General features: G+C 59.9%; 14 protein-coding genes. 9 read left to right on the top strand and 5 right to left on the bottom strand.

What is annotated here, in order from left to right; all coding sequences use genetic code 11:
• The first annotated feature begins 42 nt into the window (after positions 1–42).
• Positions 43–372, top strand: a complete 330-nt coding sequence (locus KOM00_RS12610) for a NifB/NifX family molybdenum-iron cluster-binding protein (RefSeq protein ID WP_216499288.1) — start codon at positions 43–45, stop codon at positions 370–372.
• 65 nt (positions 373–437) lie between these two features.
• Positions 438–1,229: an NAD(+)--dinitrogen-reductase ADP-D-ribosyltransferase gene (locus KOM00_RS12605; protein WP_216499287.1), complete on the top strand. Its 792-nt coding sequence runs from the start codon at positions 438–440 to the stop codon at positions 1,227–1,229.
• Positions 1,230–1,657: 428 nt separating this feature from the next.
• On the opposite strand, the gene draG is transcribed toward KOM00_RS12605, so the two are convergent.
• Positions 1,658–2,578, bottom strand: coding sequence for an ADP-ribosyl-[dinitrogen reductase] hydrolase (gene draG / locus KOM00_RS12600; RefSeq protein ID WP_216499285.1), 921 nt, complete (start codon positions 2,576–2,578; stop codon positions 1,658–1,660).
• A gap of 505 nt (positions 2,579–3,083) precedes the next feature.
• Between draG and KOM00_RS12595 the strand changes: the two genes are divergently transcribed.
• The 5 genes from KOM00_RS12595 (at position 3,084) to KOM00_RS12575 (ending at position 9,153) form a co-directional block, all read left to right on the top strand.
• Entirely contained in the window at positions 3,084–3,941 is an 858-nt protein-coding gene (locus KOM00_RS12595; protein WP_216499284.1) for a radical SAM protein, read from the top strand.
• Between the two features lie 2 nt (positions 3,942–3,943).
• Positions 3,944–4,747, top strand: a complete 804-nt coding sequence (locus KOM00_RS12590; RefSeq protein ID WP_216499283.1) for a GNAT family N-acetyltransferase — start codon at positions 3,944–3,946, stop codon at positions 4,745–4,747.
• Positions 4,748–4,841: 94 nt separating this feature from the next.
• Positions 4,842–5,654, top strand: a complete 813-nt coding sequence (locus KOM00_RS12585) for an electron transfer flavoprotein subunit beta/FixA family protein (protein ID WP_216499282.1) — start codon at positions 4,842–4,844, stop codon at positions 5,652–5,654.
• Between the two features lie 71 nt (positions 5,655–5,725).
• Positions 5,726–7,039: an electron transfer flavoprotein subunit alpha gene (locus tag KOM00_RS12580; protein ID WP_216499281.1), complete on the top strand. Its 1,314-nt coding sequence runs from the start codon at positions 5,726–5,728 to the stop codon at positions 7,037–7,039.
• A 140-nt stretch (positions 7,040–7,179) separates the two neighbouring features.
• Complete coding sequence (locus KOM00_RS12575) at positions 7,180–9,153, top strand: (Fe-S)-binding protein (protein ID WP_216499280.1); 1,974 nt, start codon at positions 7,180–7,182, stop codon at positions 9,151–9,153.
• A 7-nt stretch (positions 9,154–9,160) separates the two neighbouring features.
• On the opposite strand, the gene KOM00_RS12570 is transcribed toward KOM00_RS12575, so the two are convergent.
• On the bottom strand, positions 9,161–9,952 hold the full coding sequence (locus tag KOM00_RS12570; protein ID WP_216499279.1) for a hypothetical protein: 792 nt from the start codon (positions 9,950–9,952) through the stop codon (positions 9,161–9,163).
• Positions 9,953–10,257: 305 nt separating this feature from the next.
• Between KOM00_RS12570 and KOM00_RS12565 the strand changes: the two genes are divergently transcribed.
• Complete coding sequence (locus KOM00_RS12565; RefSeq protein WP_216499277.1) at positions 10,258–10,452, top strand: hypothetical protein; 195 nt, start codon at positions 10,258–10,260, stop codon at positions 10,450–10,452.
• A gap of 87 nt (positions 10,453–10,539) precedes the next feature.
• Complete coding sequence (locus KOM00_RS12560) at positions 10,540–11,307, top strand: DNA/RNA non-specific endonuclease (RefSeq protein WP_407931688.1); 768 nt, start codon at positions 10,540–10,542, stop codon at positions 11,305–11,307.
• A gap of 6 nt (positions 11,308–11,313) precedes the next feature.
• On the opposite strand, the gene KOM00_RS12555 is transcribed toward KOM00_RS12560, so the two are convergent.
• From KOM00_RS12555 to KOM00_RS12545, 3 genes are all read right to left on the bottom strand, one after another.
• A complete protein-coding gene (locus tag KOM00_RS12555) occupies positions 11,314–12,846 on the bottom strand; it encodes a S10 family peptidase (protein ID WP_216499276.1) in 1,533 nt (510 codons plus the stop codon).
• A gap of 162 nt (positions 12,847–13,008) precedes the next feature.
• A complete protein-coding gene (locus KOM00_RS12550; protein ID WP_216499274.1) occupies positions 13,009–14,460 on the bottom strand; it encodes a DUF3443 family protein in 1,452 nt (483 codons plus the stop codon).
• On the bottom strand, positions 14,447–14,914 hold the full coding sequence (locus tag KOM00_RS12545; protein WP_236026929.1) for a DUF2844 domain-containing protein: 468 nt from the start codon (positions 14,912–14,914) through the stop codon (positions 14,447–14,449). The genes KOM00_RS12550 and KOM00_RS12545 overlap by 14 nt, the downstream gene beginning before the upstream one ends.
• Between the last annotated feature and the right edge of the window lie 88 nt (positions 14,915–15,002).

Here is a 15,002-nt window from a genome sequence, read left to right as displayed (position 1 = left end):
CCCTCCCACAAAGGGAGGGGGGGATTTTGATGGAGGTTAACCATGCTTTTCGCTGTAGCATCCAAAGATGGCAAAGAGGTCAACCAGCACTTCGGGCACGTCGAGCGTTTTCTTATCTACCGGGTGGAGGACGATGAGGTGACCTTCCTGGAGGAGCGGCCTGTGGAGAAATACTGCCGTTTCGATCCGGACCATCCGCTGCGCGCCCATACGCTCAAAGACACCGCCGACGCCCTCATAGGCTGCCGTGCTGTGGTCTGTTCGATGATCGGGGAAGCTCCGAGGATAGAACTCGACCGTCTGGGGGTAGAACCGTATGTAGTCGAAGGCGAGATCGAGCCCATCCTGAAGGATCTCGCCAAGGTGCTGTAGATGCTGGTCGTGCTTTTTCTCTCTCAATCTGAGTCTTAATCTCAATCTGATTTAGTGGTGATTCAATGGAGAATTCATTCAACCACTGTAACCTCCCCCCTTGGGTCATCGCCTCCCGCCATTTCAACGACAACCCGCAGCCCTTGGAAATCCAGGGGGTGCGCGCTGTTAACCGCTTTTTCTTCGACAAGCTGGCGGGCATCGAAACGCACGAGGAACGCGCCTCGGTCTTCAACGATTACATGTCGGTGAAATTCCAGTTGCACCAGTGGCAGCAGGAGACCGCAACGGCGCGCAAAAGTCTGAAAAACAGCTACCTGCGCTTTCTCAGGGGATGGATGATGGATTCCAACTCAGTGGAAGGCGCGGTACTGAAAGGGTGGGTGGAGAGCAGGATGGGGCTGCCCCCGACCTTCCACAACGTGCGCATCGCAGGGATACACGACGAGAATTACCTGCAGTATGCGGTCGACCGCACTAAGGGGAGCGCGCGCACCTCGGCCATCAATTCCCAACTCGACCTCCTCTACGAATACTCCCAGTACGAGCTTGCCAAGAGGTACCCCGACCGCAAGCATCTCACCTTGTATCGCGGCACCTTCGACCGTTCCGAATACGATGTCCTGGAGACGATTTCAAAACGAGAAGAGATGGTTCGCCTTAACAACCTCAACTCCTTCACCACCGACGAGGAGCGCGCCTGGGAGTTCGGTTTCGTCGTGTGGCAGGTACAGGTCCCGCTGGCGAAGGTATTCTTCTACAGCGAGCTGCTACCGAACTCAATACTGAAGGGGGAGGGGGAGTGTCTCGTAATCGGCGGTGAGTACCGCGTCAAGCGGCTCATGTGCACGGTTTAGACAGGGGGGCGAGAACTCGTCGAACGCGGTAAATGATTCGTCAACCGCAATAAACGAGTCATCAATCGCGATAGATGAGTCATCAACCGCGATAGACGAGTCGTCGAACGCGATAGACGAGTCACCGGACGGGGTAAACGAGTCACCGGACGCGATAGGCGAGTCATCAAACGCGATAGACGAGTCATCAAACGCGATAGACGAGTCGTCGAACGCGATAGACAAGTCACCGGACGGGGTAAACGAGTCACCGGACGCGATAGGCGAGTCATCAAACGCGATAGACGAGTCATCGAACGGGGTAGGCGAGTCATCGAACGGGGTAGACGAGTCATCGAATGCGGTAAACGAGTTGTCGAACGCGATAGGCGAGTCACCGAGCGCGGTAAACGAGTCATCAACCGCATTCAACGACTCGTCTATTGCGGTCACCGATCATCGCCTGCCACAGACTTCAACAAGGGCGACATGCACACCAGTTGTTCGGCAAGATCATAAATTTCGACAACCAACTCCTTGGCCAGCTTCTTTTTCCACCGGGACGGGATTGCCTCTTCTCCATAATAGGCTCCTGCTATGGCTCCTGCTATGGCTCCGGTCGTGTCCGCATCGCCTCCCTGGTTGACGGTTTCCACGATACACGCTTCAAAAGAACGGGACTTGAAGAAGCAGTGGAATACGGTCTGCATGGTGTCTACTACGTAACCGGATGCCAAGCCTTTGTATGGTTCGAAAGAAAACGAGGGATGCGCGGAGATGAGCTCATCGGCTTGCCGCCGCAGTTGAAGCAAGGATCGCCCGGTCAGCGCCAGATGTAGCAAACGTCCAAGATATATCGAAGCCGCGTCAGAGTAAGGATGGTTGTGTGTAAGATGGGCTTGTTGCAGGATAATACGCTCCAGTAGCTGGTCATTTCCCAAGGCACAGAGCGCGACAGGCAGGGTCCGCATAGCTGCGCCGTTGCCGCCATCCCACTCGTTTGGAGGGGTCTCCAGCAGCCCGCGCAACATGTAATTCCTTATGCCTCGCCGGCACGTGTCACCAACATCGATAGGCTTCGATTTGAGCCACCCGGCAAGGTGATCAGCCGCCGCCTGCAGACTCCATGCTCCTTCCTTTACGGTTGCCCGCGCCAGACACAAGGACATCTCGGTATCGTCTGTCACCTGCCCGGGCTTCAACCTGAGCCAACCGCCTCCCACCATCTCCTTCAGGACCCCGTACTTGTCCCTGATCTCCCCACGAGTCATGAACTCTACCGGAGCTCCCAGCGCATCACCAACCGCCAACCCGAGGAAGGCGCCCCGGGCCCGACTGATAAGGTCGCTATGTGCGGAAGAAGTGGTCATGGGCATAACTGTGCAATAACCAATCCGTTGTACCGGGCGGTTCGCTGAATGTTGCTGAGCCCCTTTCTTCGCATGCTTTCGCGGTGTCAGGCGCCAGAGTGAGAGGAGGGGTTGCTGCCGCGACCTTAGGCAATGCCCAAAAAATAGTCGGGCACAGGTGGCTGGAGGCTGGGAAGAATTGGAAGAGAGCAGGTGGGGCGTCAGTCCTTCAAACAAAACCACGGCGATGGGTACACATGCCCCATTCAACCTGAATGCTGCAGCTAAAGCATCTATTCTTCATACTTTTTCTTCCGGTCCTTCACCCATGCCATTATCAGCCATTGGAGCTGGAGAACACTGTAGACAGCACGGCGCGTAACCAATGGCACGCTAAATGCTCATATGGAGGCAAAGGTACAACGATGTATCTAATACAAGCGACGGCAACGATGCCCGGCGGATAGAGATATCCGACCGGGCATTTTCGTTTTCAGGCCCGCCTGAAAGGATCAAGGAGGATGACATGGCAACCTCGTGCGAAAAGATGAAGAAGATTCAGGGACATCCCTGCTTCGGCGGCAACCATCACAAAAACGGCAGGATGCACCTGGCGGTGGCGCCGAAGTGCAACATCAAGTGCGGCTACTGCACCAGGCGCCACGATTGCGCCAACGAGTCCCGCCCCGGCGTGACCAGCCGACTGCTTTCACCCGAGGAGGCGATCGTCAGGGTGCGGGAGGTTATGGCGAGCCCGGTGACCGGCCCGATCATCAAGGTAATCGGCATCGCGGGCCCAGGCGATCCCCTCTTCAACGAGGAGACCTTCGAGACCTTCCGGCTGGTGGACCGAGAGTTCCCCGACCTTATCAAGTGTATGAGCACCAACGGGCTTTTGCTGCCTGACAAGATGCCCGTCCTGAAGGCGCTGGAGCTGCACAGCCTTACCGTCACCCTCAACACGCTGGACCCGGAGATTGGCGGCAGGATCTACTCCTACGTCCACTACCGGGGTACGACCTACAGCGGCAAGGAGGCCGGGGAGATCCTGGTTCACAACCAGCTCGAGGGGATTCGCCAGGCGGCGGAGCTGGGCATGACCATAAAGATCAACACCGTACTGATCCCCGGGGTCAACGACTCGCAGATACCGCTCATATCCAAGCAGGTCAAGGAACTTGGGGCCTTCGTGATGAACATCATGCCGCTGATACCGCAGGCGGATTTTGCACACATAGAGCCGCCTTCCGCGGAGCGTTTGGACGCGCTGCGCAGCGACAACGAGAAAACCATAGGACAGTTCAAGCATTGCAAGCAGTGCCGTGCCGACGCGGTAGGACTGATCGGCGAGAATCTGCAATTGGCAGTGGCAACGGCAGATTGATCATGTTGAGCCCGTTCCTTGACTCCGATATCGGCCACTTCCTCGCGGCGGCGACGAGTGAGGGATGGATCTGCGGGAAGTGGGAGATGGAATTCCTGCTGCAGACCTTCCCGCAGGGGTGTCTGGTCAAGCGCGCCGACAGTGAGCTGCAGGGGTACATCACCTCGCTGCGCCACGACAAAAGCGGCTGGATCGGTAACCTCCTGGTGGCGCCCGAGTCACGCAGGGGCGGTATAGGTACGGAGCTGATGCAGGGAGCGTTGCAGGCCTTACTCGATGCCGGCGTAGAAACGGTCTGGCTGACGGCCTCTGCAAAAGGGGTGGAGCTTTACAAGAAACTGGGCTTTATTCCGGTCGACAGCATCAACCGCTGGGTGGGGGAGGGGGGCGGTGGCCGAAGCTGGTCTCCGGCGGCACCCTGCGACACGGAGATGATCCGGCACGTGGACAGCGCCGGGTGGGGCGACCGTCGTGATGCACTGCTGGCCGTAACCGGCAACCGCGGGCACGTCATCTGCGGTAATCACTCGTTTGTCTGCATCCAGCATTGGGAGCAGGGGACACAACTCGGGCCTTGGGGAACCCTCTTCGAGGGACATGCGGCAGCGCTTCTCGAGTCGGCCCTGGCCGCGGCCGGAACCAATGTATTCCTGGATGTTCCGGCAGGCAACCTGATGGCTGCAGCTTTGTTGACCCGCAAGGGTTTTTCGATTCGGGGAAGCAATACTCTCATGTACCTTGGCGCCAAGCCAAAGTACTCGCCACATAAGGTTTTCGCTCTGGCGAGCATGGGCAGTATGGGGTGATTTAAAGATAAAGCGGTAAAACGATACTCCAATAAAGACATAAACCGGTAAGTATGGCTTCGAAACTTAGAACTGCTTCGACAAGGAGGGACGCATGTTAGTCGTCGCCTGCATAAAGCAGGTTCCGGATACCACGCAGGTGCAGATCGATCCGGTAACCAACACTCTCATAAGGGACGGCATACCGTTCATCATCAATCCGTATGACAGCCATGCCCTCGAAGAGAGCCTGCGCCTTAAGGACAACCACGGCTTCAAAGCGGTGGCACTATCCATGGGACCGCCCAACGCAGAGGCGACGCTGAGGAAGGCGCTGGCGCTGGGCGTCGACCGCAGCATTCTCCTTTCCGACCGCGTCTTCGGCGGAGCCGATACGCTCTCGACCAGCAATGTGATCGCGGCCGCCATAAAGAAGCTGGGCGAACAGGAAGAGGTGGGCATCGTCTTTTGCGGCAAGCAGACCATAGACGGCGACACTGCCCAGGTGGGGCCGGGCATTGCGGTTCGCCTGGGGTACTCCCAGCTGACCCTGGTGGACCGGATCGAAAAGATCGACCTGGTACAAAAGACCATCGTGGTGCGCCGCAAGCTGGAGGGGCGTTACGAGATCGTCGAGGCGCGGCTGCCAGCCATGATTACCGTGGTGCGCGAACTGAATCGGCCGCGCTACCCGACGGTGCCCATGCGGCTTTCCTCCGCAAAGGCGCAGGTGGAGTGCTGGAGCAACGAGCAGTTACAGTTGGACGTGAACAGCGTAGGACTGAAAGGCTCCCCCACCTGGGTAAGCCGCATCTTCTCTCCGGAGCGCAAGGAAGGGGAGATCATTGGCGACGGCATGAACGATCCGGTTGGCGCGGCGAACCTGCTGCTCGAACGGCTGATCGACGGCGACATGCTGGCAGTATAGGCGTCCCCCCTTGTCGGACCGGTCCGACAGGTCTGACTGGTCCGACTGAATTCAAAAACAACAGGTGCCCCATGACAGAACCAGTTAAGCTGAAGAAACCGCGAGGCAAGGCGCGGGTGATATCCGGCAAGTGCATCGCCTGCGGCGCGCGCTGCCAAAGCGTCTGTCCCGTGGACGGCGTGGAGATGAGTGAGCAGGGCGAGCCGATCATCGCTGCGGAAAAGTGCATCGGTTGCGTGAAGTGCGTCAAGGCCTGCCCGGCCGGCGCACTGGAGATGTTCTACACCCCCGAAGAGCTCGCCATCATCGCCGGTTTCGAGAAACACGGCGGCGAAGAGGTGGACGAAGAAGAATCGGAACGTCGCCGCAGGATCTCCGCATACAAGGGGGTCTGGGTCTTCATCGAGCAGAATGACGGCGAGGCGGCCAAGGTTTCCTGGGAACTGACCGGGGTGGGGCGGGAGCTTGCCGACCAGCTCGGTGTGCCTCTTTCCGCGGTGGTCATAGGGAGCGGCGTGGAGCACTTAGCGGATCTCGCATTCGGCTACGGAGCGGACCAGGCGTTCCTGGTCAACGATCCGGTGTTCCGCCAGTACCGCACCGAGCCGTTCCTCGAAGCGATGTGCCACCTCATTGAGACGCACAAGCCGGAAGTGGTGCTGATGGGGGCAACAGGCATGGGTCGCGACCTGGCAGGCGCCGTCGCGACCCGCGTGAAGACCGGCCTCACCGCGGACTGCACGGGACTGGGGATCGACGCGAAGGGAAACCTCATGCAGACCCGTCCGGCCTTCGGCGGCAACATCATGGCCACCATCATGTGCGACCGCTTCCGCCCCCAGATGGCAACGGTGCGCCCGCACGTGATGCCCATGCCGCAACAGAAAAGCGGCAGGACCGGCAAGGTGATCCACGAGAGCTGCCCCGTTGCCGAGTCGTCCATCTTCACCCGGGTGCTGGAAGTCATCACCGAGAAGGGCGCCAAGGACAAGGTGGACGTGGCCGGTGCCGAATTCATCGTCTCGGGCGGTCGTGGACTGATGGCAAAGGAAAACTTCGCCCTGCTCGAAGAGTTGGCCGAGGAGCTTGGTGGCGTGGTCGGCGGGTCGCGCAGCGCCGTGGACGCGGGTTGGCTCCCCCAGGATCGGCAGGTCGGCCAGACGGGAAAGACGGTCCGCCCCAAGATCTACATCGCCTGCGGCATCTCGGGTGCCATCCAGCACCTGGTCGGGATGCAGGATTCCGACGTCATCATAGCCATCAACCGCGACCCCGAGGCGCCCATCTTCGAGGTGGCCACCTTCGGCATCGTCGGGGACCTGTTTCAGGTGGTGCCTGCGCTGACCGCGCGGGTAAGGGAAATGAAGCAACGAACGGCCGCTTGAAAACCTCAAAGAAGTTAAGCGAAGAACGCTGAGTATCCGCGGAGTGCGCTAAGAAAAGCCGTTGGTTTGACTCCGCGCCCTTTGCGCATGCTCCGTGTGTTTTGCGCGACCGCTTTCAGCCCAGACTTTATGGAGCATCTATGGAACACGTAATTTTCATCGCAATTCTGAGCCTGTCACTCTCCGCTTTTGCCTTCAGTTGCTACCGCAGACTGGCACTGGTCAGCGTCGGCAAGAACGAGTACCGCTTCGACCGCCCCCTGGACCGACTCAGGGAGATGCTGGTCTACGCCGTGGGGCAAAAGAGGGTGGTAAGCCGCCCCTTCGGGCTTAACCACGGCGTCATCTTCTGGGCCTTCCTGGTGCTGGCCCTCGCCAACCTTGAATTCCTGGTCTCGGGGATCTTCCCGGCGGTCTCCTTTGCGCTGCTCCCGGCTCCGCTACACGGGGCGCTGCTGTTCCTGTTCGACATCTGTTCACTGGCGGCCCTGGTTGCGGTGGCGGTCGCTGCACTGCGTCGCACGGTGAACCCTCCCTTCGAGGGGGCCCGCACCTTTGAGGCCTACCTGATCCTGTCCATGATCGCGACCCTGATGCTGGCCTATTTCGTGGTGAACGGCGTGCGCATCGCTCAGGGGATGCTGCCTGGCACCACAGCCACCCCGGTGTCCAATCTTGTCGCCCGCCTGATCATGGCCACTCCTGCTGCGGGTGCATTGGAGCAGACCGGCAACGTCTTCTGGTGGATCCATGCCGTGGTGCTTTTGGGGTTCATGAACTTTCTCCCTTACAGCAAACATATGCACATACTTACCGCCATACCCAACGTCTTTCTGCGCAGCATGGGGAAATGCAATAGCCAAGAGCGCGAGGCGTTCCAGGAAGGAAACAGCTTCGGTGCTGCAACGGTGGAGCGGCTCTCCTGGAAGGACCTGCTTGATTCCTTCTCCTGCACCGAGTGCGGCCGCTGCCAGCAAGCCTGCCCCGCCTCCAGTACCGGCAAGACACTGAACCCCCGCGAGATGATCCACGCCATCAAGGAGAACCTCCTGCAAAACGGCGCGGTCATTGACAAGCTCTCCGGCGACCTGCAGGCGGAACGGTGCGTCTCGCTGATCGGCGACGGCAAAAAGGGAAACACCAAGGCGAGGGCCCTCTGGAGCTGTACTTCGTGCGGCGCCTGCATGGAGGCATGCCCGGTCTTCATCGAGCATCTTCCCAAGATCGTCAAGATGCGCCGGCACCTGGTGCAGATGGAGGCGAGTTTCCCCGAGGAGCTTCTGAACCTCTTCGAGAACATGGAGCAGCGTTCCAACCCCTGGGGGATGGCCCCGTCGGAGCGGAGCAAGTGGAGTTCACAGCTGAACCTGCGTCCCTTCGAGGCGGGGAAGACCGAATACCTGCTCTTCGTCGGCTGCTCGGGCGCCTTCGATGCGCGCAACAAGCAGGTCTCGGTGGCCCTGACCCGCGTGCTCGACGCGGCGGGCGTTTCCTACGGTGTCTTGGGCAAGGAGGAGAAGTGCTGCGGGGATAGCGTACGGCGGCTCGGGAACGAATACCTGTTCGACCAGATGGCAAAGGAGACGGTCCAGCAGTTCCTCTCCAAGGGGGTCACCAAGGTGATCACCCAGTGCCCGCACTGCTTCACGACCCTCAAGAATGATTACCGCCAGTACGGGCTGGAGCTGGAGGTGCTGCACCATAGCGAGCTGATCGATAGACTTTTGCGGGAAGGGAGGCTCACCCCGGCCCGGAGCGCCGAAACGGGGAGGGTGGTGTTACATGATTCCTGCTACCTCGGTCGGCACAACGACGTCTACGAGGCACCTCGCGAGGTGCTGAGGAAGGCAACGGGGCGCGAGGTCCTGGAAATGGGGCGCAACCGGGAGAACGCCTTCTGCTGCGGTGCGGGGGGAGGGCGCATGTGGCTCGAGGAGCACGAAGGTACTCCCATCAATCGCAGCCGGGTACAGGAGGCGCTGGCGCAACAGCCGGTGACCGTGTGCGTCAGCTGCCCCTTCTGCATGACCATGTTCGAGGACGGCATCAAGGAAGTGGCCGGGAGCACCACCCAGGTCAAGGACATCGCGGAAGTGGTAGCGCTCTCCCTGTAGCCGAACCTTATTCTTCCATCCATTTCATCAGCGTATAGGCCTGCTCCTCATTCATGTGGAGGGTGGAGTAGAGGTATTCCGCATCGGTCTCAGGATGCACCAGCTTGCGGATGTCCCCGTACTCGGGGGAGTTGAGAATCCGCACGATGCAGGGGTGCAGGTTCGCGGCGGGGATTCCGTAAACCTGGCTGGTGAAAAGGCTCACCTTGGTCGGCCTCGGGTAGATGCGGGATTCTTCCCGCACCGTGTCCACGATGGTGCTGCAGGCGTCGGTGACGGCGGAGCGAACCAGCAGTCCCGCGTATTTCTCCGTGATGTGCGCGTCGCAGTAGAGGTAGAGCTCACCGCTGAAGGCTGAGGCGGTCTTGATGTCCCGGTACTGCACCTGGGTCTGCATCTCGTTGAGAAACGAACAGATCTTTACCGGCTTGATATCGGGGAAGAGCGCGAACATGGCGTTAAGCGGCGTCAGGGCCGTGATGACCCTGGAATCCCTGCGGATCTTTTCTGCCATGGCGTGCTTCACTTCCTCAAGCTTCCCCTTGGCCGCCGCATCTTCACTGTTCATGTAATCCTGTGAGTAGAGGAAAAGCTGTCCGGAGGGGGTTACCAGGGTGCGTATGTCACTGGCGAGGCCGCCTGTTGAGATTGCCTCCAGCACTCCATGTTGAAGTTCACCCGGCAACCCTTTGGCGAGTACGGACACGATGCGGGAGGAGGTCAGTGCGCCGTACCTCTTCGAGTTGCGCCTGACATTGTGAATCAGCTTTGCCTTAACCTCTGCGATCTGCTCGGTCATGCCGGTCCGATGGAAAGTTTCTGCTGTAGCGCTTTGGCTGTGGTCGGAGTGGAATCCCTGGTGCATTGTCGGTGGTACCTCGCGTGGTGAGCATTAGAACCAATTCATTGCGTCTATAATAAACCACATTTGTACCGTGTAAACTGCGCCCTTGATTTTTTTTCATACGCGCTGCAATTCCCTGCTCGCAGGCTTTCTACGCCGCCCATGGATCCAACATTAACGATGCGCCCCCTTGACATTAATACCTGCTAATATATATTTATTCCCGCTGAAGTCTGGAGATTCTGACCAAGGAGGTCGGCGTGGAATATTCAGGGTTTATGCTGGCGTTGGGAGGCGTGTTGCCTTGCCTGGGGCTTGGGCTGTTCTGCTATCTCTTGAGGCTTCTCCTCGAGTTCAAGGAAGATAGCTGCAGCGGTCAAGATCCGCAATATGTGCGTGACATAAACAGGAAGCTGAATCTCAACAACGTAGAGACTGAGCGGGACATCCTCTGAACTTGCCTACACGGTTGCAACGGGCTGCCTTCTCCTGCTAAACTGCCGCGAAAATAACCGCCCCAGGCGGAACTATCCGGCGGTCACATGCCTCGCAACACTCTTCTCTCAATCGTTGTTCTCATCCTTTTATCGGCAACCTCAGCATGGTGCGGACCTCTCGAGGAGTGCCGTGAGTTTGTCGCCTATGGTGTACCCGGCCAAAGCGGTGATCTGTTGTGCCGGAAGGGGTTCCTGCTGAGCCACGACGCGCAAAAGAAGACGCCGGTCTGGGTTGTCGAGAGGATGACCAGGGAGCGGTTGCAGGCGAAGCTGAAGCGTTCCGACAACTTCCGTCCAGACCTCGAACTTCCCAAGGGGGAGCGTGCGGAGCTTTCCGACTACCGGGGATCGGGTTACGACCGTGGCCACATGGCGCCGGCGGCGGACATGGCGTGGGACGAACAGGCCATGTCGGAGAGCTTCTACCTCTCAAACATGGTGCCCCAGGCGGGGGAGGGGATGAACCGAGGCATCTGGGCCGAGTTGGAGGGGAAGGTGCGCAAGTGGGTGGAGAAGCGGGGGGAACTCTTCATCTACAGCGGGCCGATCTATCCCAAAGGGGCGCTGAGGACCATCGGCCGCAACCATGTGGCGGTCCCATCCGCCCTGTACAAGGTGATCCTCGATCCGGCCAGGCGCGAGGCACTGGCACTCATCATGCCGAACCAGCCGCTTGAGACCGAGGACATGCCGAAGTACCTGGTGCCGGTGCGCGAGGTGGAAAGGCAGACCGGGCTCGACTTCTTCTCCGCGCTGCCCAGGGAGGAGCAGGACCGGATCGAGACCCCGGCCCCGCCTGCGCTCTGGCAGTGAGTTGAACTAACGCTTCAGGGTTGTGCCGATAAACTCCGTCGCGTCCCTCTTTAACTGCGCCAGGGAATCCCCCTCCAGGTACATCATGTGCCCCGAGCGGTACCGTTTGACGGAGATGTTCCGACGCAGCGCCTCCCCCACCCCCAGGTGGGCCAAGGTGTAATCGGTGGCGAAATGCGGGGTGGCCAGATCGAACAGGCCCGAGGCGACCAGGACCTTCAGGTAGGGGTTCTTGACCATCGCGTTACGCAGGTTCTCGCCGGTATCCGCATAGCTGTTCTTGGCCTCCCAATCCCAGCGGCCGATGCCGCCCCCCAGCGCGAAATACTCCAGGTCCGACCGGTAGTCAAGCTCCTCCCGAAGGTAGGTGTTCATGGCACTGGTGAAGGGGGGACGGATGTTGGCAATTGTCGCATCGCCCCACAGGTGCTTGCCCGGCTCCGGATTCTCCGCGTTGAACCTGCTGTCCATCAATCCGACCGTGCGCCTCTCGTCGCGCAGCAATTCCTTCGCAAAGTCCCGGTTGTCCACCCGCAAATTTCTGTTCTGAACCAGGTCCACGCTGAGCCCCGTGAACGAGGCCAGTTTTTCCGCTATGGCCTTGCGCTCCGCCATAGTCAGCCGATCACCCTTGTTGAGTGCCAAGAGGTAGTCCGATGCCGCCCATTGCTCCGCCTGGGCCAAGGTCCGGTCCAGGTCAGCCTGCAGCTCGGGAGCGAGCTTGCGATGGTACCAGGCGGTCGCCGTGTAGCTCGGCAGGAAAAGCTGGTAGGGAAGGTCATTGCCGTAATCGAAGGAAACGGTCTGCAGGTTGAGGATGCTGGAGACCAGTATGAGGCCGTTGAGGGCGACGCCGTGCTCAACCAGGTGCTCTGCCAGTCCCGCCGAGCGGAAGGTGCCGTAGCTCTCGCCGACCAGGAAGACGGGAGTGTCCCAGAGCCCGTTGCGGGTAAGGTAAAGCCTGACAAAGCGTCCCAGCGAGTCGATGTCCCCCTGCACAGCGGAGAACTTCTTGGTGAGGTCGGGCTTGGCGGCGCGGCTGTAGCCGGTGCCGACGGGATCAACGAAGACGAGATCGGCCACATCGAGCCAGCTTGACGCGTTGTCGACCAGGCGAAATGGGGGTGCCGGCATGCTACCGTCGGGGAGCATCTGCACCCGTCTTGGCCCCATTGCCCCCAGGTGCAGCCAGACGGAGGCGGCGCCCGGGCCGCCGTTGAAAGCAAAGAGCAGGGGACGGGGCTTTGCGGAAGCAGGTTGCTGCACGCGGTAGGAAACGTAGAAGATCTCGGCCTCGGTCTCCCCAGTGTCGGTGAGCACCGGCAACGTGCCGGCACAGGCCTGGTATGAAATCTCCTTGCCGCCGATCTGGGCCTTGTGGCTGGTCACCACGACCCGGGCCGTCCCCCCAGGCTTGGTTTGACTTTCCTGCTGCTCCACGCCTTGCGGCTTGCTCTCGGGGGAGGGAGGAGCGGCAAACGCAGGTACTTGGGCTAAGGCAAAGAACAAAGCCGAAACGATCAGTAATGGCTTAGACAAGGGAACCCCTCCTCAATGAAAAACATGGATACCACATTGGATACTATCTGAAGGTGCCAGCCAGGTCAAACCAAGGGAATGAATGTGAGTTACCGCGAAGAACAAAAAAAGCACCCTGCATGGTGTGCAAGGTGCTTTGAGCCAGCCGCGATGGAGGTTAAATCAATAGGCGACGTAGGGTCCGCTGCCGAGCCCGGAACTCTCATCTTCGATGCCGAAGGCGACGCTGCGCCCCATGAAGAAGGGCAACCCCCAATCGAACCCGAAGCCGGATGGGCCGCCGATATCGCTGAAGACCCGGTTGGAACTGTTCAACAGGCTGTTGAAATTGGAGATCTGGAAACTGACCGTGGACGCGGGCGTTCCCCCGGCGCTCACGTTGGTCGCCAGCAAGGACCTGGTGAGCGGGGGGCAGTACCAGTCGGTATTGGGCGACGGGCATACCGGGAGCACACTCGGGTCAGCATTGGGGAAGAACAGGCCGTTGGAGCCGGTGTCGGCGAACCCGTTGGTGGAGCCGCCGTTGAAGGTGGTGGTGAAGTCCCCGGCGGAGTCGGTCCTGAGGACGACCGGGCCGGAAAGGGTATTGTTGGTGCCGGTGCCGATCCCAAGGACCACGGATCCGCTGATCGACGGCACCCCGCCCACGGGGACAGCGGGCAGGGTCACGATCAGACCGTTGTTGTCCACCGGGAGCGCCGCAACCGGGTTCTGCACCTGGTCCGTTAGTGGTACCGAAGCTCCGACGCAGCTCGTCCCGCTGCAGCTGTAATATACACCGTTGGCCGAGGTGAACGCACAGCCAAGACCGCAGTCTTCCTTGAACACCCCCACCCCCAGGATTCCGGCGAACCCCGAGGAGACCGGGGTGGGATCCGCGTTGGAGCAGGGGAGGGGGAGCGAGCCGAAGCTGGAGTTGATCACCTGGATAGGCACAGAGACGTACGGTTCGTTCCCCAGTTTGACCATGGCCGTCCTGATCGGCCCCCAAAGGGAACTGCCGTCGGCGAACTGGACGCAGCCGGTGAGTGTGCCGGCGCCGCTGGCCACGGGCGGCAGAGTCAGGTTTGGTATCGCCTGCTGGAAGAGCCGCAAACCGTAACTGCCGGTGTCGAGGAGGACGTCGTTCACCGTCTGGCAGGCGGAGAGATCGGGATTGCAGACGGTGATACTTACGCAGGCTTTGTTTAGGTAGCTTCCTGGCGAACAAAGCGAGCCGTTCACCGTCATCGGCATCACGTTTGCGGCCGGGGTTGATGACGAGGTGGTGGTAAGGTTGGTCGATCCGGTCACCCCTCCAAGGGTGGCCGTTACGGTCGTGGTCCCCGCGGAGACCGCGGTGGCCATCCCTTTGGTCCCCGCTGCGCTGCTTATGGTAGCCACTCCTGCGACAGAGGAACTCCAGGATACCTGGCTGGTTATGTCCCGTGTGCTGTTGTCGGAGTAGGTCCCGGTGGCTGTGAACTGCCCCGTCGTGCCGACCGTGAGGGTCGAATTGACAGGGGTGACCGCTATCGAGGTCAAGGTCGGGCCTTTTTTCCCGCCGCCGCACCCGGACAGGGCGACGAGCACGGCAAGTATGGTCATGACTGCCGACAGCTTAACGGATCTCATCGAGGCTCACTCCTTCGGGCAGGAGTTCGGGAAGGTAGGCCCGCCCTTGCAGGTTGCGCATATGCCCCCAGGTTTCCACCACCATCCGACGCGTCATCACTTTCAAACCTCGACGCCCCTGCCGACGCGGTGTACCGGAAAGCGCCTTACGGTAGTCGTCGTGATAGTTGCCGAGCAGCACGTGCAGATCGGGGTGTACCAAGCCGTTCCAGGCGACCGCGAAGACGACGCCGGACGGATTCACGTATTCCCGCACGGTGGTGGCCGTGGTCCCTGAAGCGATCGATTGAACGCGGTAACTGGCGCGGTTGGTCGATTTCAGGAGCGCTCCGGACAACTCCTTGGAGTCTCGGGCAATGGTCTGGGCCGCTTCCCCCAGAGTCGCTTCCGCGAGGTCATACCGGCAGGAGATGACCACCGCCATGCAGAGCGAGATAAGACAAAGTCGTAGCATCATCGTCGTCCCCTGTGCCGCTCGGAATTTGGGTGTTCCAAGAAACAAGGTGACATTCTACCAACAAATCCATTTCTATGTTAACAAA

Source organism: Geomonas diazotrophica (genome assembly GCF_018919385.1).
Taxonomy (GTDB): domain Bacteria; phylum Desulfobacterota; class Desulfuromonadia; order Geobacterales; family Geobacteraceae; genus Geomonas; species Geomonas diazotrophica.
Note: the sequence above shows the minus strand (reverse complement) of the source record. Positions and strands in the feature narration are given on the sequence as shown.

What these genes read in the sequence shown, in the direction of transcription:
- KOM00_RS12575 (WP_216499280.1), top strand. Translation starts at nt 7,180, where the DNA reads ATGGAACACGTAATTTTCATCGCAATTCTGAGCCTGTCACTCTCCGCT.
- KOM00_RS12550 (WP_216499274.1), bottom strand. Translation starts at nt 14,460, where the DNA reads ATGAGATCCGTTAAGCTGTCGGCAGTCATGACCATACTTGCCGTGCTC.
- KOM00_RS12570 (WP_216499279.1), bottom strand. Translation starts at nt 9,952, where the DNA reads ATGACCGAGCAGATCGCAGAGGTTAAGGCAAAGCTGATTCACAATGTC.
- KOM00_RS12610 (WP_216499288.1), top strand. Translation starts at nt 43, where the DNA reads ATGCTTTTCGCTGTAGCATCCAAAGATGGCAAAGAGGTCAACCAGCAC.
- KOM00_RS12590 (WP_216499283.1), top strand. Translation starts at nt 3,944, where the DNA reads ATGTTGAGCCCGTTCCTTGACTCCGATATCGGCCACTTCCTCGCGGCG.
- KOM00_RS12580 (WP_216499281.1), top strand. Translation starts at nt 5,726, where the DNA reads ATGACAGAACCAGTTAAGCTGAAGAAACCGCGAGGCAAGGCGCGGGTG.
- KOM00_RS12605 (WP_216499287.1), top strand. Translation starts at nt 438, where the DNA reads ATGGAGAATTCATTCAACCACTGTAACCTCCCCCCTTGGGTCATCGCC.
- KOM00_RS12585 (WP_216499282.1), top strand. Translation starts at nt 4,842, where the DNA reads ATGTTAGTCGTCGCCTGCATAAAGCAGGTTCCGGATACCACGCAGGTG.
- KOM00_RS12595 (WP_216499284.1), top strand. Translation starts at nt 3,084, where the DNA reads ATGGCAACCTCGTGCGAAAAGATGAAGAAGATTCAGGGACATCCCTGC.
- draG (WP_216499285.1), bottom strand. Translation starts at nt 2,578, where the DNA reads ATGACCACTTCTTCCGCACATAGCGACCTTATCAGTCGGGCCCGGGGC.
- KOM00_RS12545 (WP_236026929.1), bottom strand. Translation starts at nt 14,914, where the DNA reads ATGCTACGACTTTGTCTTATCTCGCTCTGCATGGCGGTGGTCATCTCC.
- KOM00_RS12560 (WP_407931688.1), top strand. Translation starts at nt 10,540, where the DNA reads ATGCCTCGCAACACTCTTCTCTCAATCGTTGTTCTCATCCTTTTATCG.